The following is a 21,388-nucleotide window of genomic DNA, read 5'->3' on the forward strand; positions in this document are numbered from 1 at the left end:
TGAGTTGCGCTCACAATTGGCACATGAACGGCGTGAAGACCAATGATCTGCAAGCCTTCCTGGTGGTGGCACAGGAGCAGAGCTTCACCAGGGCAGCTGTCCGCCTCGGTGTTACGCCCTCAGCGCTCAGCCATTCCATGCGGCTGCTGGAAGAGCGCCTGGGCATCCGCCTGCTGGCCCGGACCACGCGCAACGTCTCCCTGACCGAGGCGGGCGAGCGCCTGATGCGCTCCATCGCACCGCACTTCGAGGCCATCGTCGCCAGCGTCGAGGCACTGGGGGATCTGCGCGACCGCCCGGCCGGAACTCTTCGTATCTCCTGTACGGACGATTCCATGGAGACCATCGTCCGCCCTCGCCTTGCCGGGTTCCTCGCCGAGTATCCCGACATCACACTTGAGTTCTACGTCGATTACGGCTTCACCAATGTGGTTGAACAGCGCTTCGATGCCGGCATCCGGCTGGGTGAGGCGCTCAGCAAGGACATGATCGCGGTCAGGGTCGGACCGGATTGGCGCCTGGTGGTGGTTGGATCCCCCGACTACTTCGAGAGGCACGCCAAGCCAAGGAAGCCTGCCGATATCACGCAACATCGCTGCGTGCACATCCGGCATCGCCCGAACGGCGCCATCTATGCCTGGGAGTTCGAAGAGAAGGGCAAGGAATTCACCGTGCGCGGTGATGGGCCACTGGTGTTCAACAGCATGATCCACGTCATCAATGCCGCACTGGATGGACTGGGCCTGGCGTATGCGCCCGAGCCGATGGTGGCCGACCACATTGCCGAGGGGCGGCTGGTTGCCGTGCTGGACAAGTGGTGCTTGCCTTTCCCCGGTTATCACCTGTATTACCCGAACCGTCGGCAGCCCTCGCCGGCATTTTCGGCGCTGGTGGCCTGGCTGAGGCGAGATGCCTGAGGTCCGGGGCGACACCAGGGCCGACAAGATCAGCGAGGCCAGCATTGCCCGCGCCGGCTGAACGCCTCAGGTACTTCAGCGCACGGAAATACCCGGTCGATCACCGGCTTGATACCCAGTAGGACGCTCAGGACAGATGACGGCTAGATGTGAAACACCGGACCCGCCGACAACGTCGCCGAACTCACCCTGACACGGAACGCAATGAGCAGGCTCGCGATGAGCATCACCGCCGCAGCAACGGTGAGCACGGCAACAATGCCCCCGAACCCGAACACCAGGCCGCCCAAAGCGGCACCCGCGGCGATGGAAGACTGCACAGCAGCGACCACCATCCCGCCGGCACTCTCGGCCTGATCGGGCACCGCACGTGCAACCCAGCTCGACCAGGCCACGGGCACGCCACCGAAGGCCAGGCCCCAGAGCGCGACCAGGGCCGACAGCCCGCCAACGCCCACCGGCAACAGGAGCATGCCCAGCGCGGCTGCGCCAACCAAGGCGGGCATGATCACCAACGTGACTTTCAAGCTGCGCTCCATGAGCCAGCCGGCCAGCAGGGTGCCAACGAAATTCGCCACACCGAATCCGAGCAGAATCAGCGCCAGGCCATCCGCGCTCATCTGCCCCAGGCTCTCCAACGTGGGGCGGATGTACGTAAAGAGCGAGTACTGACCGGTGTGCGCCAGAACGCAGCCCAGCATGCCGACCGCAACGCCTGGCCGGCGCAGGAGCCCCACCACCGACTCTGGGACTACCGCCTTGCGCGGGGCCATTCGGGGCAGCGTGAACCACTGGAACGCAAACGTGAGTCCACCTACCGCCGTCGCAGCCCAGAAGGCGCTGCGCCAGCCCAGCAGACCTCCCAGGTAGCTCCCCAAAGGAACGGAAACCACGGTGCCGACCGCAATGCCGCTGAAAATGATGGAAAGCGCGCGAGGCACGCGCTGCGGCGGCACCAACCGCATGGCCACGGCCGCTGCCATGCTCCAGAAACCGCCCAGCGCAATGCCCAGAAGGACGCGCATCACCAACAGGACGCCCATGCTGGACGACAATGCCACCAGGGCGTTGGAGAGGATCATCAGACCCGTGAAACTCAACAGCACCAGGCGCCGGTCTATCGAACGGGTCAGCCGCGGCACCAGCAGGCCAGCGAACAGGGCCACTACAGCGGTGACCGTCACTGCTTGACCAGCCAGCGCCTCCGACACCGCCAGGTCCGCCGCCATCGGCGTCAACAGGCTGGCAGGCAGATATTCGGCCGTGAGCAGCCCGAAGACACCCATGGCCAGCGAAAACACCGCTACCCATGCCGACGAAGAAGGTTCCCCGCTACTCCAGGCCACAGAATCAGGTGCGTCTGCGGCATCAGCTACGTCATTACTCATCAAAGATCCCAGTGCAATCGTGCAGCCGAGAGTCTAGGGAGCTACACCCGGATGATCTATGATTACCTGACCTGTATTTTTGATCGAAACCCCGGGCCGTCTCATGAGCCACGCTCCATCCCAGCCCACCGACCTGATCAGCGAGCTGCTGACCGGCATGCGGCTGCATGGCGTTCAATACCGACGCATTCAGACCGGGCCGACCTTTGGGCTTGGATTTTCTCCGAAGCCAGGCCATGCCTACTTCCATTACCTGGCAGTGGGCACTGCCATTCTTCGTGGCGCGGACGGCAGCCAACACCACCTATCTGCCGGGGATGTCGTGCTTCTTCCCCGCGGAGAAGGGCACGCGTTGCTGTCGGGCGACGAGCACCCCGTCCAGTGTCTGGAAACGATAGACGCAGCCCCGCTGGGTGACGCGGTGAGCGGCATAGACACATGCCCGAGTACGCATGCCGTGCCGAGCGCAGTGCTCTTCCACGGCTGCATGGTGTTCGATCTGGGCGGCATGCAAGGGTTGAGCAAGGTGATGCCGGCGGTGATGTTGGCCGATGGCAACGGCACGCAGTTCCCTGGGCTGTTGCCCATGGTCGACGCGATGAAGCGCGAGGTGTGCTCCGGACGTATCGGATATGCAGGAATACTCTCCCGGCTGGCGGATGCAGTGGCCGCCATGATCGTTCGTGACTGGGTCGAGCGCGGTTGCGACGGCGCATCCGGCCTGGTCATGGCCATGCGCGACCCGCGTCTATCGCTGTCGTTGCTTGCCCTGCACAGAGACCCCGGGCGTGACTGGACCGTCGAAGCGCTGGCCGCAGAATCCAACATCTCACGCTCTGTCTTTGCAGATCGGTTCCAGACCGTTATTGGAACCGCACCCCTGCGGTACGTGACTGAGCTGCGGATGCAATTGGCAAGTCAATGGCTGACCCACCAGAGCCTACCGATCGAGGTAGTGGCAGAGCGCCTCGGCTACGCGTCGCAGGCGGCTTTCAGTCGCGCCTACAAGCGCGTCATCGGGCACTCGCCTGGGGCGACCCGGCGCGGGCGCGCCTTGGCCTCGACATAGAAAGACCTGCCGCCCTGCTTCCGAACAATCGTCTCGCACTGTGCGGTTCATCGCCGCTGCAGCTCTGCAGCGCACTTCATCATCAATGCGCACTACGTTCCCGAAGACCAGCAGTGCGCCGAGCAGGCTGACATCCGTCGTAGCCGAGGAGCGCGATGGATGGCGCGTTGCCGGCCAGCGGCCGGCACTACCCTTGCCTTGCTGACTCCGGGTCGCCTCAGGATCAGACCGAATTGAGCGGCGACCACGCCAACCGGGCCCGGCCTTCACAGTTACCACGGCCCCTGCAATGCAACCATGCAGGACGCGCCCTGCACCCATCGGTAACCTATGCCCCACCTTCGTCGTCTTTTTGGCCGCTGGCTGCGCCTGCGTCGTCGTGTGCGTTGGCGCTGGCGTGAGCACCAGGCATCGGCCCCGGCCATCGAGGTCACCGAGGGCCCACTGCGTGCCGCGCTGTACAACGTTGAACAGATGGAGGAGTACGGCCGCGCACTTGCGCGACAGCATCGCGTGCGGTTGCGACCCAGCCCGGAGCGCCTGCTCGAACGACTGCAGGCCAACGAGCGCGTGCTGGAAGACGCCAACACGCTGCTGAGCAGCGTGGTGCGCGAACAGCGGCCGGTCACCCCGGCGGGGGAATGGCTGCTCGACAACTACTACCTGGTCGAAGAACAGATCCAGACCGCGCGACGCCACCTGCCGCGCGGCTACAGCCGCCAGCTTCCTTCACTTGCCTCCGGCCCATCGGCCGGGTTGCCACGGGTGTATGAGCTGTCGATGCAGGCGATCGCGCACGGTGACGGCCGCATTGACGCCGATACGCTGGGCCGCTTCATCGCCTCGTACCAGTCGCTCGCGCCGCTGAGCCTGGGCGAACTGTGGGCCGTTCCGATCATGCTGCGCCTGGCGCTGCTGGAGAACCTGCGGCGCATGGCCGCGCGGGTGATGCGCGATGGGACCGACCGCCGCCTGGCCGCGCAGTGGGCCGACCAGCTCAATCGCGCGGCGTCCGACACCCCTACTGATGTGGTCCTGGTGGTTGCCGACATGGCGCGATCCGCGCCGCCGCTGACCGGCGCGTTCATCGCCGAGCTGACGCGCTCGCTGCAGGGGCGCGGCGGCGCGTGGGCCATGCCCATCGCGTGGCTGGAACAGTGGGCGGCAGCGGCTGGGCAGCGCATCGACGAACTGGTTGCCGCCGAGGGGCAGCAGCAGGCGGCCGACCAGGTCTCCATCGGCAACAGCATCGGCAGCCTGCGTTTCCTCTCCACCATGGATTGGCGCACCTTTGTCGAAGACATGAGTGTGGTCGAGCAGCGGCTGCGGGAAGACCCCATGGGCGTCTATGCGCAGATGGATTTCGGCACCCGCGATGCCTACCGCCACGTGGTGGAGAAGATTGCCCGCGGCAGCCGCATCGCCGAAGAGCGCGTTGCGACCATCGCCCTGGACCTGGCACGGGCGGCTACGCCGGCGGACGGCCCACGCACGCACGTGGGCTACTGGCTGGTCGGCGAAGGCCTGCAGACCACTGTTGCGGCGGTGGCCGAGGCAGCACCGCGCCACCGCAAGGCACGGCGACTGGCGCATCGCGTGCCGCTTGCGCTGTACCTGCTGCCGATCGGCCTGCTGGCGGTGCTGGCCACCAGCGGCCTGCTGGCAACCGGCAGCGGCTCGGTACCTGTCTGGCTGGCCGCGCTGCTCGGGCTGCTGGTGTTCAGTGAACTCGGCATCGTGCTGGTGAACTGGACCGCGACGGTGCTGGTCGCCCCCAGGCCGCTTCCCAAGCTTGATTTCAGCGAAGGCATTCCTGCCGCGTGCGCCACCGTGGTCGCGGTCCCCTCGATGCTGTCCAGCGTCGACGGCATCGACGTTCTGGTCGAAGCGCTGGAGGTGCGTTTCCTGGCCAACCGCGATCCCCAGCTGCGCTTCGTTTTGTTGACGGATTTTCTCGACGCGCCAGCAGCACAGGCGCCGATGGACGACGCTCTGCTTGCGCACGCCGTGGCACGGATCGAGGAATTGAACCATCGTTACGCGCCCGAGCGCGGCGACCGCTTCTACCTGCTGCACCGGCCCAGGCAATGGAACCCGGGCGAAGGTGTGTGGATGGGCCACGAGCGCAAGCGCGGCAAGCTGGCCGCGCTCAATGCCCTGCTCCGCCAAGGCGATGCGGCGGCGTTCATGCGCATCGTCGGAGACGCGGCGGCCCTGATCGGCGTCCGTTACGTCATCACGCTGGACTCGGACACGCAGCTTCCGCGGGATGCGGCACGCGCGTTCGTCGCCACCTTGGCGCACCCGCTCAACCGCCCGCGCTTCGATCCGCAGCTGCAACGCGTGGTGGAGGGCTACGGCATCCTGCAGCCCAGCGTCGGCACCAGCCTCGGCAGGCGCCGCACCTCGCGTTTTGCCAGGATGTTCGGCAGCGAGCCCGGCATCGATCCGTACACGCGCATGGTTTCCGACGTCTACCAGGACCTGTTCGACGAAGGCTCGTTCGTGGGCAAGGGCATCTATGACGTCGACGCCTTCGAGCATGCGCTGGAGGGCCGCCTGCCCGAGAACCGCATCCTCAGCCACGATCTGCTGGAAGGCTGCTATGCACGCGCAGGCCTGGTCAGTGATGTGCGCCTGTACGAGGACTATCCCGAGCGCTACGCCGCCGACGCCAAGCGCCGTGCGCGCTGGATCCGTGGCGACTGGCAGCTGCTGCCGTGGTTGTTGCCGTGGACACCGCGCCCGGGCCCGGGTTGGGAACGCAACCGGCTCAGCCTGCTCTCGCACGGCAAGTTGCTGGACAACCTGCGCCGGAGCGTGGTGCCGATCGCTGCCCTGGCGTTGTTGGTAGCCGGTTGGCTGTATGCGCGGAACCCTGCTGCGTGGACCGCGTGGGTGCTGGCGCTGTGGTTCGCGCCGCCGCTGATAGGCATGCTGCGTGATGGCCTGAGCGTTCCGGAAGACACTCCGCTGGAAGCGCATTACATCAAGGTCGGGCGCGGTACGTTGCAGTCGTTGCTGCGCGCATCCACCCAGATTGCGTGCCTGCCCTACGAAGCACTGCTGGCCAGTGACGCCGTGCTGCGCACGCTCTGGCGCATGGCCGTCACACGCCGTCACCTGCTGCAATGGAATCCCTCCAGCGAAGTCGAGCGCCGCCTTGGCAGCGATCGCGGCGCGGAATGGCGGGTGATGGCGCCGGCCTCGCTGCTGGCGCTCGCGCTGGTGGCTGTGGTGGCCGGCGTGCGTCCGCAGGCATTGCCGATCGCCCTGCCGCTGCTGTTGGCATGGACCTTTGCGCCGGCATTGATGGCGTGGCTGGGCCGCCCGCCGGCTGCAAGCGTGGCCGAGTTGTCGGTCACGCAACGGGCGTTCCTGGGCCGGCTGGCGCGGCGCACCTGGTCCTTCTTCCAGGCCTGGGTGCGCGAGCAGGATCATTGGCTGCCGCCGGACAACATCCAGGAGCATCCGGCGCTGGTGGTCGCGCGACGCACCTCGCCGACCAACATCGGCCTGTCCCTGCTGGCCAATCTGTCTGCGTGGGATTTCGGCTATCTGCAGCAGGGCGCGGTGGCTGAACGTACCGCCCGCACGTTCGATACGCTGGACCAGCTGCCGCGCCACCGCGGCCACTTCCTGAACTGGTACGACACCGAAACCCTGGCGCCGCTGCCGCCGCGCTACGTCTCCACCGTCGACAGCGGCAACCTTGCCGGCCACCTGCTTACCCTGCGCCAAGGCCTGCTCGCGCTGGTGGATGCGCCGGTGCTGGCGCCGCACACGTTCGATGGCCTGGCCGATACGCTGGGCGTGCTGGAAGAGGAGCGGCAGCGTCATCGCGCCGACGATGCGCCGCTGGTCGAGGCGCTCAATCATCTTCGCCAGCGCTTGGCGTCTACGCGTGTCGACCGTCCCGTCGGGACGGCGCAGTCGCTGGCCCGTCTGCAGGAACTGGCCGGTCTGGCCGACGCCGTGCTGCTGCAATGGCCGGCACCGCCCTCGCCCGAAGACGGTGAGCTGCATTGGCCGGCGCTGTTCGCCGCCGAATGCCATGCCGCCCACGCCTCGCTTGCCGATATCCCTGCCGATGCCAGCGCGGCCGTCGATGCACCGGTGCCAAGCCTGCGTCAGTTGGCCGCCCTGCCCGGTACGGCCGGCGCGGACGCGCGCGCGCGCATCGAGCAGCTGCAGGACCTGGCGCACCGCGCCGGGCAGTTCTCGCTGATGGAATACGGGTTCCTGTTCTACCGTACCCGCAACCTGCTTTCGATCGGCTACAACGTAGACGACCACCGCCTCGACAACAGCTTCTACGACCTGCTGGCTTCCGAAGCGCGGCTGGGCGCGTTCGTTGCCATTGCGCAGGGCCAGCTGGCACAGGAAAGCTGGTTTGCGCTCGGCCGCATGCTCACCGAGGTCAACGGCACGCCGACACTGCTGTCATGGAGTGGCTCGATGTTCGAGTACCTCATGCCGCAGCTGGTGATGCCCAGCTATCCGGACACGTTGCTGGACCAGACCGCACGGCACGCGGTCGAGGCACAGATCGTCTACGGCCGTACGCTGAACCTGCCATGGGGCGTATCCGAGTCCGGCTACAACGCCGTCGATGCCCGCCTGAACTACCAGTACCGGGCGTTCGGCGTGCCCGGATTGGGGCTCAAACGCGGCCTTGGGCAGGATCGGGTCATCGCGCCCTATGCCAGCATGATGGCACTGATGGTGGCGCCGGAAGCGGCCTGCCAGAACCTCCAGGCGCTGCAAGAACTGGGCTTCTGCGGGCGTTTCGGCATGTACGAGGCGATCGACTACACGCCCACCCGGGTGCCGCCGGGACAGGATCACGTCCTGTTGCGTTCGTTCATGGCCCACCATCAGGGCATGGGCCTGCTGTCGCTGGATTACCTGTTGCGCGACCAGCCGATGCAGCGCCGCTTCCTTGCCGATGTCGAGTTCCAGGCGACCTTGCTGCTGCTGCAGGAACGTATCCCGCGCGTGGGCGTGTTCCATCCCCATGAGGTCGAAGCGCTTGGCGAGCACTCGGCACTGGCCGAGCACGAGACGTCCCTGCGCGTCCTGCGCGACCCGGGTGGCCCGCGCCCGGAAGTGCAGCTGCTGTCCAACGGTCGCTACCACGGCATGCTGACCCATGCCGGCGGCGGCTACAGCCGCCACGGCGACCTGTCGCTTACCCGCTGGCGCGAGGACGGTACCACCGATGCATGGGGCACGTTCTGCTATCTGCGCGACGTGGACAGCGGCGAGTTCTGGTCTGCCGCCTACCAGCCCACCTGCGTGGCAGTGGACAATTACGAGGCGATCTTCTCTGACGCCAAGGCGGAATTCCGCGGTGTGCGCCGCGGCTGCGAGAGCCACCTGCAGGTCGCCATCTCCGCCGAGGACGACATCGAGCTCAGGCGCCTGCGCCTGACCAACCGCAGCCGTCGCCCGCGCACGGTGGAGATCACCACCTATGCCGAAGTGGTGCTGGCACCCGCCGCGGCCGACGATGCGCACCCGGCCTTCAGCAACCTCTTCGTGCAGAGCGAGATCCTGGCCGCAAAGCAGGCGGTGCTGTGCACGCGCCGGCCACGTTCGCACGACGAGGTGCCGCCGTGGATGTTCCATCTGGTGGCGGTGCACGATGCGGAGGTGGTGGCGATCTCCTATGAAACCGACCGTGCGCGCTTCCTGGGCCGTGGCAACACGCCGCGGACGCCGCAGGCATTGACCACCGATGCCGACCTGTCCGGCACCGATGGCTCGGTGCTGGACCCGATCGTGGCCATCCGCGTCCGCGTGGTGCTTGAGCCCGAGCAGACCGTACAGCTGGACATGGTGTATGGCATCGGCGCCAGTCGCGGCGGTTGCGAAGCACTGGTGGACAAATACCGTGATCGCCGCCTGGCCGACCGCGTCTTCGACCTGGCCTGGACGCACAGCCAGGTGGTGCGCCGGCAGATCAACGCAAGCCAGGCCGAGGCCTCGCTGTACGAGCGCCTGGCCAGCCACGTGCTGTATGCCGGTCCGCTGCTGCGCGCCGGTGCAGGTGTCCTGCAGCAGAACCAGCGAGGACAATCCGGGCTGTGGGGCCATGCCATCTCCGGTGACCTGCCCATCGTGCTGCTGAAGGTCACCGACGCGGACAACGTGGAACTGGTCCGGCAACTGGTGCAGGCGCATGCCTACTGGCGCCAGAAGGGCCTCAACACCGACCTGGTCATCTGGAACGACAGCAAGGCCGGCTATCGGCAGGAGCTGCAGGACCAGATTCTGGGGATGGTGGCCGCCAGTTCGGAGACCGGCCTGCTCGACCGCCCCGGCGGCATTTTCGTGCGGCCGGTGCAGAACATGACCCACGAGGACCGCATTCTGTTGCAGGCGGTGGCACGGGCGGTCATCAGCGATGAAGACGGTACGTTGGTCGCGCAGGTGGGGCGTCAGCCGTTGCCTCCGCGACGGATCCCGGCCCTGGTGCCGCAAGCGCTGCAGCAGGAGCTGGCCCTGTCGATGGAGGCGACGCCCGGGCTGCCCATCGTTGCCGACCTGGGCCCGGAGCCCGGACTGCCGCCGAGCGCCGAGCACGACGAAGAAGTGGACGACCCGTGGCCTTTCCTTCCCTACCGCGGCACCGGCCGATTCGACAACGGCGCCGGCAGTTTCAGCGAGGACGGCCGCGAGTACGTGGTGGTGGTACGCGAAGGCGCGCCGACGCCGGCGCCATGGGCCAACGTGATCGCCAACGCCCGCCTGGGCACGGTCGTCAGCGAGAGTGCGCCGGGCTACACATGGTTCGAGAATGCACACGAATTCCGCCTGACGCCCTGGCTCAATGATCCGGTGTCGGACACTGGCGGCGAAGCCTTCTACGTGCGCGACGAAGACACCGGTCGTGTCTGGTCACCGATGCCGCTGCCGCGCCGTGGCACCGGCGCGTACCGTACGCGCCATGGCTTCGGCTACACGGTCTACGAGCATGTTGAAGACGGCATCGCCAGCGAATTGTGGGTCTTCGTCGACGTCGCCGCGCCGCTGAAGTTCTCGGTCCTGCGGCTGCACAACCTGTCGGGCCGGCCACGGCGGTTGTCGGCCATCGGCTACGTTGAATGGGTGATGGGTGACCTGCGCGCGAAGTCGCGCATGCACGTACTCACCGAACGCGACCCGCAGAGCGGCGCGCTGCTGGCGCGCAACACCTACAGCACCGACTTCGGCGGCCGGATGGCCTTCTTCGACACCGATGCCGATGGCTGCGGCTGGACCTGTGACCGACTGGAGTTCATCGGCCGCAACGGCAGCCTGCACGCACCGGCGGCGCTGCGTCGCGAGCGCCTGGATTCACGGCTGGGTGCGGGCCTGGATCCCTGCGCGGCGATCCAGGTGCCGTTGCTGCTGGCTGCAGGCGACCGCAGCGAAACGACGTTCCGCCTTGGCGCCGGGCGCAACCGCAAGGAAACGCTGGCGTTGGCACGAAGCCGCCAGGGCGCCCATGAAGCCATCGATGCGCTGGACGCCGTGCGCATCCACTGGCGCAACGTGCTGGCCACGGTGCAGGTGCGCACGCCAGACCCGGCGCTGGACGCACTGGCCAATGGTTGGCTGGTCTACCAGACGCTGGGCTGCCGCTACCTGGCACGCAGTGGCTACTATCAATCAGGCGGTGCGTTCGGTTTCCGCGACCAGCTGCAGGATGCACTCGCCCTCGTGCACGCTCGCCCGGACCTGACCCGCGAGCACCTGCTGCTATGCGCTGCACACCAGTTCACCGAAGGCGATGTGATGCACTGGTGGCACCCTCCGCAAGGTCGCGGCGTGCGCACCCGCTGTTCGGACGATTACCTCTGGCTGCCGCAGGGCGCATGCCGCTACCTGGAGGTTACCGGCGACGCCAGCGTGCTGGACGAAGTGGTCGGCTACATCGAGGGGCGCGCGGTGACACCCGAAGAGGAAGGGTATTACGACATGCCCACGCCTTCGACGCAGCGCGGCACGCTGTATGCGCACTGCGTGCTCGCGCTCGAGCGCGGTTGCCGCTTGCTCGGCGAGCGCGGCCTGCCACTGATGGGCAGCGGGGATTGGAACGACGGCATGAACCGCGTCGGCGACCAGCAGCGCGGTGAAAGCGTGTGGCTCGGCTTCTTCCTGCATGACACGCTCCGCCGCTTCATCGGGCTGGCCAACGCGCATGGCGATGCACCCCGTGCAGAGTGGTGCCAACAGCAGGCCGAAAGCCTGCGCCGGAACCTGGAACAGCATGCCTGGGACGGGGCATGGTATCGCCGCGCCTGGTTCGACAACGGCGCGCCATTGGGCTCGTCACAGAACGAAGAATGCCGCATCGATTCGATTTCGCAGAGCTGGTCGGTGCTGTCAGGCGTCGCCGCGCCTGAACGTGCCTCGCAAGCGCTGGATTCGCTGTACACGCACTTGGTGCGAAAGGACGCCAAGCTGATCCAGCTGCTCGATCCGCCCTTCGACCAGACCCCGGAAGACCCCGGCTACATTCGTGGCTACGTACCGGGCGTGCGCGAGAATGGCGGCCAGTACACCCACGCGGCCGTGTGGGCGGCCATGGCATTCGCACAGCAGGGCGATGCGGTGCGTGCCTGGGAGCTGGCCGGCATGATCAACCCGCTCAGTCACACGCTGGACCCGGAGGCGATCCAGACCTACCGCGTCGAGCCCTATGTGCTGGCAGCCGACGTCTACGCCGTACCTCCGCATGTCGGGCGAGGCGGCTGGACGTGGTACACCGGCTCGGCCGGTTGGATGTATCGCCTGCTGGTCGAATCGCTGCTGGGCATACGTCGGCAGGGCGATCGTCTTTCGTTGGCACCGTGCCTGCCCGATCACTGGCCGTCATTCGAACTGAGCTACCGCTTCGGCCGCAGCTTCTACGAGTTCGTGGTGACCCGCACTGCGCAGGACCAGCCGACGCTGCACGTGGATGGCGTGCTGCAGCCGGACCTCACCGTCCTGCTGCGCGACGACGGCCATCACTACCGTGTCGCGCTTGATCTGGGTGCGGCCCCGGGATGAACGTGCGCCCTGAAATAGAGGTGCAGCTTGATGCGCTGGCCGAGATGCTGATGCACTGGTTGGCGCGGTCGCGCCATCCAGCGCAGTTCTGGCCGCAGTTTGAAACGCTGGCTGCGGAGATTCTGGACCAATGCGAGCACGCAGAAAGGGGCCAGGCGCACGCGTGCATCCAGGCCATGCTCAAAAGCCACGCGCTGGAGCTTCCATCCTGGTACGAGCGTGATGACAGCCTGCCGCCGGGGACGCCAGGAGAGTGATGGCCAGCGCCCTGCGTTACGATGCCGGGCTAAACTGACCAGAGATACGCATGCTCGTCTCCACTCGCCTGTTGCTTGCCATCGCAGCTTCCCTGCTGCCGCTTTCCGGGGCGATCGCAGCACCGTCCACGCAGCCCGCCTCCACCGCCCCGGCCAGCAGCTGCCAGGACGACGCGTCCCGCTGCCCCGCATGGATGCCCTCACAGGCCGAGATGCGCAACACCATCGCCGACCACTTCTGCGAGCTGGCTGACCAGGGGCGCATCCAGCCTCGGGTAAAGCCGTTGGTCCGCGTCGAATCCTCACCACTGAACTGTGGTGCGCTGGGAGAGCAGGCCGGCTCGAACTTTGTCTGCGGCGGTGAAATGCGCTTCGTCGGCAAGGGCGGCGAAATGGACACCATCACGTTCAGTCCCACGCTTCGCCGCGAGGAGGATGGGCGCATCGCGTTCTACGTGGGCAATGACGAGGAAGGTGAACAGGTGTGGCGGGTGCCCGCCCCGCGGGCCACCTCAGCGACATGCGCGGGGCGCTGAGCGCTGAGCGCGGCACATCTGCGCGCGCTCCGCTTCAGACCAGGTTGTGGGGGATTTCACGATCGAACCTGTTACGGGCGTCCATTTCCAAGTGAGCCATTGGCGTGTCCGGTTTTACTGGGCGGCAGGCTATCGTCCCCCTGCCGCATGACGGCCTCGATCCAGTCGACGTAGCGTGACACGCGAACGTTGTGGACCATCTGGCCATAGAAGCCCGCTTCAAGGGCATGCTCGGGTACGGCCGTGATCCAGGACCCCAGTCCCACCAATTGCCAGGTGCCGTGGTCGTTGACCACAAGCGGACCACCGCTGTCTCCACTTCCCAGTACGCCCTCAAGCGGCAGGCCCTGCGGCGGCGGATCGAACCGGTACCAGAGATACCGCTGATTGCCGCCGGTAATCGTGTTGTGGGCCCGCCGCAGGGATGTACGGTGCGGCGCATCCGGCAACTGGCCAACCGCACCGTTGCCGGTGGCGCCCTTCCCTATCAGGACGGTGACCTGCGTGACCTCTGCTGAACCCCGATACAGCGCCACGGGCGTGGCATCGGTCACTGGCGCGGCAAGCTTGATCAGCGCGATGTCATCCGAGGCCGCCAGGAAGGCATGGATCCGGGAAGGACTTCCTGTTGCCATCGCCTCCTTGCCCAGAGCCTCGGGCATCCTCCGGTAGCCGGGATGCAGGAATACGCGTTCAACGCCATACGCGTTGCCATTGATCGCGATCGTTGCTCCCATCCCTTCCATCGGCGCTGCATGCGCTGCGGTCAGCACCCAACGCGGGGCGATGAGAACGCCGTGCCCCTCTCCTGGCATGTCCGCCAGCGCCGGGAAGTCAGATCGTTCGATGCGGTACCTGCCATCGTCGACATCATCACGGATGACGATGGCCCCGGCAGCGAACGGGAGCGCGGCAAGCAGCAGAAAGAGCCAGCGATTCATCGAAAGCATTCATCCTTGGGGTCGATCGATCCAGCCTAGCCAAACGCATCGACACTGCTGATGGACGCGCGACCAATTCCCGTGGTGGCCGACGAAGGGGTGGAAAGCACGTCTGAAACCGGGGAGCGCCGAGACGTTTAGTGTTCACCGCGCAAGGCGAGCCTGGCATTCCTGCGGATCGAACAGCCCGTACGTGCGCAGGATTTCGAGGTTGGTCCGCGCCCTTGAATCCCTCTGTTCACAGCCCCGGAGCGAAGATCGGAAACCGGGAAGGGGCCCGTCCATGAGAACGTCGCGCACTTCACCGGGTGAAGTACAGGCACCCGGCCACGGCGATCGGCATCGGGTCGGCCTCGATGCGCTGGGCCACCAGTGCCATCACTTCAATGCCATCGCCCTGGGCTTCCGGTGCTGACTGGACCACCCGCATTCCTCCGGGTTCGCCCTGCGTCCCCGGCCCATCGAGGGAAAGCGATTTGGTGAGGTCTGCAGCAAGGGCTGCATCGAAGACAGCCACCACGGAACTGCGCGACAGTATCAGCCGCGTGGACGGATGACCGAAGACCAGAGCCGGTGCTGGAAGCTTCATTTCCGCGACAACGCCGGGCATGTCGCCCAGTGCATTGCTGTAACCCCCACCCTTGCCGGCGATCGGCTGCCAGCCACCCGATGGCTTCCCGCGGGTTGCGATGTCACGCAATTGATGGGCCAACGCCCGGAATGCGGTGCGATCCGCCTTGCAGGACACAAGCGCCAGCGCCTGATCAATTTCATCCTGCCTGGGAACGGTGCTGCGGATCGATTCTGCTGCCGGGGCGTTCGGCGCAATGACAAGCCCCAAGCCTGCGAGCAGTAGAATCCTGTTCAACGTACGGGTGATCAATGCGCAATGCTCCTGCCTGGGGTGCCAACACTGTTCGGCACCACACCGGACAGCTGGGAAACACCCTCTCTATCGGGAAACATCATTACCAGCGAGAGCTTCCCGCGCGGCGATTTTTTCGACCAGCGCATCGATCGCAGCCTCCATGGCGCGCGCCGTCTGGTCGCCGCTCTGGTTGGTGATGATGAAGATGCCAAGATCGTACTTGGGCACGATGTAGATGTAGCACTGCGACCGCGGTACGCCACCATGATGCGCATGGTAGACGCCCTTCAGCCGGTCACCGGAAACGATGTTCCAGAAGTAGCCGATGCTGAACTCCGAATCGAACGTGACCAGAGGGCGATGCGACTCCTTTACCACCGGCCCGTTGGCCAGCTGGAACCTTAGGTACTTCACCATTTCCGGGACAGTTGCCTTCACGTTCCCGGAGGCGCCCCACGGCAGCTGTGGCATCGGCGTGGTCGGCATCGGGTTGTCGCTGTGATAGCCGACCGCAAGCCGGGGCGCTTCGCTGTCGCTGAGTCTGATTCTGAGACCCGTCATCGCCGCGGAATCGCCAAGGAATCCGCGTAACAGCGACTCGTAGTCGCTGTTGTAGACGGTTTCCAGGATATGCGCTGTCAGTTCCGTTCCGGCACTGGAGTAGGCGTAGTCTTTGCCGGGTGCCCGGTCAATCTCGACGGCGTGCAGATCCTTGAAGAAGTCAGCCTTGCCGTAGTGCGCATAGAGGGTGTTGAGTTCGCTGGGCGTACGATGATCGGTGAAGTCCTCCAACACCGTGTTCGCACGTTCCGGCAGCATGTTCGGCAGGCCGCTGGTGTGCGACAGCAGATGGCGGATGCGGATGGGCTCGCCCTTGTACTGCAGGTTCGGATAGTCCCCCTGCAGGTACTGCCGGACGTCGTCGTCCAGGCTGACCTTGTGTTCCAGAACGGCATTGGCCATCAGGGTGCCGGCCAGGGTCTTGCTCAACGAACCGATCTCGTAGAGGGTCGCATCGGTTGGAGGGCCAGGCTTGCCGGTTTCCATGTCGCCGCGATGACGGACGAATTCCTCGCCCCGGTACACGACGCCGATCGAGGTCGAATGAAGTAGCGGCCGCTGGATCAGCGTCGCGGCAACTTCGTCGATCTCCGCCCCGAGATCCTTCGTTGCCGCCTTCTCGCTGGCGCAGCCTGCCGCCAACAACGCCGCGGATACGACCACGCTGCCGAGCCATCGCCTGTTTCGAACAGTCATCGGATTCGCATGCATGCGTAGGCGCTTGAAGGGAGGTGGGAAAAGGGCTCTTAAGATACCCGATGGCAGGGGCTCGATTGCCGATGGATGCCGAGCCTCGCCCGGGTCGAGCTCCCCTGCCCGATGCACGCCCGTCGCTGAACGCTGCCAGCATCTCCACGCAATCTCCATCGCTCCTCCATGTTCCCTCCAAAGGACTGCAGATACTGGCAGCGATCAGGGGAAATGCCTCCATCCATCCCCTGCCCCATCCTCGATCTGCCCAGGTCCCCATGAAGCCCCCACACGATCCGGCCGTCGCAGCCGGCAGCATCGGCCAGCAGAATGCGGCCGCCACCCTGAAAGCCATCCTGCGCACCTACCCCTGGCAGCTCACCGGCACCTTTTCGCTGGTGGCGCTGGAGAATGCGCTGCTGCTGGCCTATCCGCTGTTCGCCGGCTTCGCGGTGGACGCGATCATCCGTGGCAACGTCGGCCATGCCATTCCCTACGCCGGCGTGGTGCTGCTGTTCTGGCTGGTAGGCGCCGCCCGCCGTGCGGTCGATACACGCACCTTCACCCGTATCTACGCCGATCTGGCCGTAAACGTGGTGCAGGCGCAGCGGCGCCTTGGCCAGGCCACCTCCACCTCGGCGGCGCGCGTGGTACTGGCCCGCGAGTTCGTCGACTTCTTCGAGAAGCACGTGCCGATCATCGCCACTGCGCTCGTTTCCATGTTCGGCGCGGCGGCGATGCTGCTGGCAATCGAACCCCTGGTTGGGGCCGCCAGCCTCATCGCCCTGCTCGGTGCGCTGGTGTTGCTGCCCTCGTTCGCTCGCCGCAACGAGCAGTTGCACGGCCGCCTGAACAACCGGCTGGAGCATGAAATCCGGCTGGTCGACCGGGTCGGCCCGTCGGTACTGCGCCGCCACTACCGCACCCTGTCGCGACTGCGCATCCTGCTGTCCGATCGCGAGGCTGGTGCCTTCGTGGTGGTCGGCGCGGCTGCTGCGGTGCTGTTTGCCTTGACCATCGGCCGCCTCGCCACGACCGATGGCGTGACCCCTGGCCACGTCTATGCGGTGATGACCTACCTGTGGACCTTTGTCGGCAGCCTGGACGATGCACCGTCGATGGTCGACCAGCTGGCAAGGCTGAAGGACATCGGCCGCCGGGTGAGCCCGGGAATGGAGGATGCGGAGAACAACGTCCACCCCGGGCCATGAACCACCGCCGGCTGTCTAGGCGATTGTCTCCATTGCTGCGGGCAGAGCGACAACCGAGCCGCCCAGCACTTGCCAGACACCGGCCGTCTTGCCCCAGAAGCGGCAGTACCTGAAGCGGCCAGAGAAGGCTGCGCCATCGAAGGTTCCGGCCAGGGCCGCAGTGGTGAGTGCAACAGCGGTTTGATCATGCAGGGCAATCTCCACCGATTGCCATTCGGCCATGCTCAGCTTCTGGCGCCCTGAACGATGCAGGGCCAGATCATCCTGCTTGCCAAACACATCGCCCGAAAGCCCCACAAAGATCAGGGCGTCTGCAATCAGGCCATCCAGCGCGGTCACGTCGCTGGTGAGCATCGCGATGCGCAGCGCTTCTTCGAGCTGCCGTATTTCAGTGTCCATGCCGGCTCCATGGTAGTTGGGCGATTGCTGCGTCAGTGACAACCTGCCATCACTGCCGATGGGCTTCGGGCGCCAAGGTATGGATCACCCTGCCCTGCGCGTCCAGGAACTCGATGGCCCCGTAGCCTTCCGGCGTTACGGTCAGGCGCAGCCTGGCGCGGTCCTGTTGATCGTTCAGCGCGATGGCGGGGGTGCCATCGGCTGCCACCGCCATCTCGATGCGTGTTGGCGTCTGCACCCCCGGAATCAGGCGATTGTCCAGCCGCGGCTCGCGAATCAGCGGCGGCGCCTGGTTGATCGAGAACCGCACGTCGCCGTCGGGCGACACGCGCCAGCCAATTGCATCCATGGCCGGGTGGTCAAGCGCCAGTACGGCCATGCCGCCCTCGACGTCTGCGGTTCCGAAGCCACCGCGCTCGCTGCCCTTGTGGTCGTACAGCACCATGCCCGCCACATTGAAGGCTCGCTTGTACTGGATGCCATCGATGATGGGCGGTGGCGTCTGGCCCGAGAGCGTCATCCGGATCACTCCGTTCTCGTCGACGATATCGATCCGCCGCGCCGTGATGCGTTCTTTGTCGGGAGCATCCACGCGGGTCTGCGGCGAGGTGCTGACGATAACCTTCTGCAGCTGCCCGACCGAGGGGCGTTTGGGGCTGGTGGTTTCCGCCGCTAGGGCGGCCATGGAAAAAGAAGAAAACGCGATGGCGGTTGCAATGCAGTGTGCTCGATTCATGGGTTCTCCCAGGGCCAGGAATGATTCACGCGCGGATACGGGACTACGCCGGCCATGTCAGCCACGCGCCCGGCTCGACGACCTGCACGGCCACGGCACGGTCACCGGCTGCCTTGCGAAGCCGCCCGAGCGGGTCGTCCACTTCCGCATAGTTGTCCATTCCGCTGATGCCATAGTGAATGGGCACCAGCGTGCGTGCGCCGAGGATTGCCGCCGCTGCCACCGCCTGCTCCGGCGTCAGTACGCCAGGCTGGCCACTTACGGGCTCGCGCCAGCCGAACGTGGCGCCATTGATGGGGAGGAAGGCCGCATCGAACGGTCCGAACTGGCGCCCGATACGCCACCAATGGCCGTGCCATTGGGTGTCGCCGCCATGGAAGATGCGTCGGCCGCCCGCTGCTACCACCCAGGAAACCTGCGTATCGCCGTAGCCGTCCGATGCCGGTACCGGCGTTGCAGTGAAGTCGCCCAGCAATTGGGGCTCCCACAGCGCGCTCGGCCGTGCACGTGCGGCTGCGGGTAGCGGCATGGGCTGCAGGCCGGCTGGATATGCGAGTGTTCCCCCTTTGCTGAGCGCCGCCGCAACCGCATCTGCATCGAAGTGATCGGAGTGGGTGTGGGTGACCAGCACGTGGCTTTCGCCCAGCACATCGTTCACCGGCACCAGCCGGTCCGGCAATGCCTTGCCCCACGTTGCGGGATTCACCAGCGGATCAATCAGCAGCGTGCTCTCCGGCAACTGCAGCCGCACCCCGGCCCACGCCAATCGCTGGGCCCGCAGGCTGCGCATCTCCGCCGGTGGCGCAGCGGAACCAGCAGGGACCAGCGCAGCAGCGGCCACACCGGCGCAACGGGCAAGGAAGCGTCTGCGACTGCCCAGCGCCGGTGCGTTGACGGCATCGTGTTTCATGCGGCCTGCTCCCTTGCTGCCAGCGCAGCGTCCAGGGAGAAGATCGACTGCGCGACGATCGCCGTGAGATTGTGTCCATGCCATTCTCGTTCGAATGCCGTCGGCGTTACCCCCGACGCGATGCAATCCTCCAGTCTGATGGCTGCCATCAGCGCCGTGGTCTCCGTCGGCGCAGTTCGCAGCCGGATATCCACGACGATCTCCTGCATCCGCTGCAGGTAGTGGAGTGCATTGCCCAGCACCGCCGCATCGAAGACCCCGATATGCCCGCCGACCACCCTGCTGCGCCCGAACTGCTGGATACGGCCGATGGCGGCGCGCTGCAGCGCCGGGTCCGACCGGGAGAGATAGACGATGTTGCCGACGATGTTGTCGCCCACGCAGACCAGATCGGCGCTCGGCACATCCACGCTCATGTGGTCCATCGTCTTGCCGGGGTTGTACAGGAAGCGCAGCTGGTGGCGCCCCCAGCGCATGGCGAGATTGTCGAACACGATATCGGGATCGCGGTAGCGTGATGCCACCGGTTGGTTCTGCGAAAGAAAGGCATGCCGGTGATGGCGGTGCGCCAGGGTCAGCGCCTCCGGAAACAGCGTCATGCCACAGATGTGGTCGCTCATGAAATGGGTGGCGGCAACCAGTCGTACCCTCTTGCCCATCTGCCCGTGCAGTACGTCCCGCAACCAGGCGGCATCCTCCTCGCTGCCCAACGCGTCCACCAGCAGCACCTGGTCTCCGTTGACGAAGGCGGTAGCGACCGATTCAACCTGGTCACCGACGAACATCAGCACATCTGGGGCAAGCTCCTGAATTCGCACGGCGGGCTTTCCGGGTGGGAGGATCGGCATCATCACCAACTCATGCGGCACCCGGCAAACGAGTAGTTCTACGCTTCGCGTTAGAAAAATTCATGCGCTACGATGACAGGGCCCCTGCTTTGGATGGTGCCCGTGAAAGCCCGCCCCACTGCCCCACTGAATGCGCTGCGCACGTTCGAAGCGGCTGCCCGCCACCTCAGCTTCAATCAGGCGGCGCGCGAACTGTTCGTCACCCCGGCTGCGGTCAGCCATCAGGTCAAACACCTCGAGGCCTATCTGGGCGTAAGCCTGTTCCAGCGCAATCACCGCGCCGTGGCGCTCACATCAGACGGCGCGGCGCTGGCAACAACGGTCGGCGATCTACTTGGGCAGCTGGACCTGGCGTTGGAGCGCGCCAGGACGCGCGCACCACACGAGCTGCGGGTGACAACCATGGAGTCGTTCGCCGCGAAATGGCTGGCCCCAAGGCTGCACCGCTTTCACCATGCGCACCCCAATGTCCGGGTGCGCATCGACACCGGCAATGAACACGCCGACTTTCTGCGCGGAGGATTCGATGTCGGCATCCGCTACGGTGCAGGCAACTACACCGGCGTGCGTGCTGAGCTGCTGTTGAAGGCGCCGGTATTCCCTGTGTGCTCGCCCGCGCTGCTGGCCGGCACTGCTGGCCGGCTGCAGCGGTCTGATGATCTGCGCCACTGCACGTTGTTGCACGATGAAAGTGCCACGGACCGCCCCGGCGTGCCGGCGTGGTCACACTGGCTGGAGGCCGCCGGCGCCATCAACGTCAATGCCAGCGCCGGGCCGGTCTTCCCCAGCATCTATCTTGCGCAGGAAGCGGCGGTGGCCGGCCATGGCGTGGCGCTCGGCGTGGCGCCGCTGGTGGAAGACGATCTCCGCCAAGGCAGGCTGGTGAAACCCTTCAGCCTGGAGCTGGAGAACCGTTACGCATTCTGGTTGATCCGTCGCGAGAGGGCTCAGGACCGCCCCGATGTGCAGGCGTTCTGCCAATGGCTGGGTGAGGAGTGCAGTGATCGGCCATGAC

15 protein-coding genes are annotated in these 21,388 nt (G+C 65.9%); 7 read left to right on the top strand and 8 right to left on the bottom strand.

Going from position 1 to position 21,388, the window contains the following annotated elements; genetic code table 11:
* Positions 1–23 precede the first annotated feature (23 nt).
* Positions 24–917, top strand: a complete 894-nt coding sequence (locus LC407_RS07175; RefSeq protein ID WP_033831116.1) for a LysR family transcriptional regulator — start codon at positions 24–26, stop codon at positions 915–917.
* A gap of 143 nt (positions 918–1,060) precedes the next feature.
* On the opposite strand, the gene LC407_RS07180 is transcribed toward LC407_RS07175, so the two are convergent.
* Entirely contained in the window at positions 1,061–2,218 is a 1,158-nt protein-coding gene (locus LC407_RS07180; protein WP_223482495.1) for an MFS transporter, read from the bottom strand.
* 190 nt (positions 2,219–2,408) lie between these two features.
* Between LC407_RS07180 and LC407_RS07185 the strand changes: the two genes are divergently transcribed.
* The 4 genes from LC407_RS07185 to LC407_RS07200 all read left to right on the top strand — a co-directional run bounded on the left by LC407_RS07185 (position 2,409) and on the right by LC407_RS07200 (position 13,209).
* Positions 2,409–3,374 carry an AraC family transcriptional regulator gene (locus LC407_RS07185; protein ID WP_223482496.1) on the top strand — a complete coding sequence of 322 codons (966 nt, stop codon included), beginning with the start codon at positions 2,409–2,411 and terminating at the stop codon, positions 3,372–3,374.
* Positions 3,375–3,704: 330 nt separating this feature from the next.
* A complete protein-coding gene (locus LC407_RS07190; RefSeq protein WP_223482497.1) occupies positions 3,705–12,416 on the top strand; it encodes a glycoside hydrolase family 94 protein in 8,712 nt (2,903 codons plus the stop codon).
* On the top strand, positions 12,413–12,673 hold the full coding sequence (locus LC407_RS07195; RefSeq protein WP_223482498.1) for a hypothetical protein: 261 nt from the start codon (positions 12,413–12,415) through the stop codon (positions 12,671–12,673). The genes LC407_RS07190 and LC407_RS07195 overlap by 4 nt, the downstream gene beginning before the upstream one ends.
* Positions 12,674–12,723: 50 nt before the next feature.
* Positions 12,724–13,209, top strand: coding sequence for a hypothetical protein (locus LC407_RS07200; protein ID WP_223482499.1), 486 nt, complete (start codon positions 12,724–12,726; stop codon positions 13,207–13,209).
* 71 nt (positions 13,210–13,280) lie between these two features.
* Here the strand turns inward: LC407_RS07200 and LC407_RS07205 are convergent, their stop codons facing one another.
* The 3 genes from LC407_RS07205 to LC407_RS07215 all read right to left on the bottom strand — a co-directional run bounded on the left by LC407_RS07205 (position 13,281) and on the right by LC407_RS07215 (position 16,275).
* The gene (locus LC407_RS07205) at positions 13,281–14,150 is read right to left on the bottom strand and encodes a trypsin-like serine protease (protein WP_223482500.1); all 870 of its coding nucleotides are present in this window, start codon (positions 14,148–14,150) and stop codon (positions 13,281–13,283) included.
* 301 nt (positions 14,151–14,451) lie between these two features.
* Positions 14,452–15,033, bottom strand: a complete 582-nt coding sequence (locus LC407_RS07210; RefSeq protein ID WP_139784898.1) for a hypothetical protein — start codon at positions 15,031–15,033, stop codon at positions 14,452–14,454.
* A 69-nt stretch (positions 15,034–15,102) separates the two neighbouring features.
* Positions 15,103–16,275, bottom strand: coding sequence for a serine hydrolase domain-containing protein (locus LC407_RS07215; RefSeq protein WP_223482501.1), 1,173 nt, complete (start codon positions 16,273–16,275; stop codon positions 15,103–15,105).
* A 272-nt stretch (positions 16,276–16,547) separates the two neighbouring features.
* Between LC407_RS07215 and LC407_RS07220 the strand changes: the two genes are divergently transcribed.
* Positions 16,548–17,480 carry an ABC transporter six-transmembrane domain-containing protein gene (locus tag LC407_RS07220; RefSeq protein ID WP_059064265.1) on the top strand — a complete coding sequence of 311 codons (933 nt, stop codon included), beginning with the start codon at positions 16,548–16,550 and terminating at the stop codon, positions 17,478–17,480.
* A gap of 15 nt (positions 17,481–17,495) precedes the next feature.
* On the opposite strand, the gene LC407_RS07225 is transcribed toward LC407_RS07220, so the two are convergent.
* The 4 genes from LC407_RS07225 to LC407_RS07240 are packed head-to-tail and all read right to left on the bottom strand — an operon-like array spanning position 17,496 to position 20,376.
* Positions 17,496–17,879, bottom strand: coding sequence for a nuclear transport factor 2 family protein (locus tag LC407_RS07225; RefSeq protein ID WP_223482502.1), 384 nt, complete (start codon positions 17,877–17,879; stop codon positions 17,496–17,498).
* A 49-nt stretch (positions 17,880–17,928) separates the two neighbouring features.
* Complete coding sequence (locus LC407_RS07230) at positions 17,929–18,615, bottom strand: hypothetical protein (RefSeq protein ID WP_223482503.1); 687 nt, start codon at positions 18,613–18,615, stop codon at positions 17,929–17,931.
* Positions 18,616–18,658: 43 nt separating this feature from the next.
* Entirely contained in the window at positions 18,659–19,525 is an 867-nt protein-coding gene (locus tag LC407_RS07235) for an MBL fold metallo-hydrolase (protein WP_223482504.1), read from the bottom strand.
* Positions 19,522–20,376 (bottom strand): MBL fold metallo-hydrolase, encoded by an 855-nt coding sequence (locus tag LC407_RS07240; RefSeq protein ID WP_025874531.1) that lies wholly within the window; start codon positions 20,374–20,376, stop codon positions 19,522–19,524. The genes LC407_RS07235 and LC407_RS07240 overlap by 4 nt, the downstream gene beginning before the upstream one ends.
* Positions 20,377–20,475: 99 nt before the next feature.
* On the opposite strand from LC407_RS07240, the gene gcvA reads away from it, so the two are divergent.
* The gene (gene gcvA, locus LC407_RS07245; RefSeq protein WP_202968387.1) at positions 20,476–21,387 is read left to right on the top strand and encodes a transcriptional regulator GcvA; all 912 of its coding nucleotides are present in this window, start codon (positions 20,476–20,478) and stop codon (positions 21,385–21,387) included.
* Position 21,388: the final 1 nt, after the last annotated feature.

The organism is Stenotrophomonas sp. OVS01A (assembly GCF_019969775.1).
Lineage (GTDB): Bacteria > Pseudomonadota > Gammaproteobacteria > Xanthomonadales > Xanthomonadaceae > Stenotrophomonas > Stenotrophomonas indicatrix.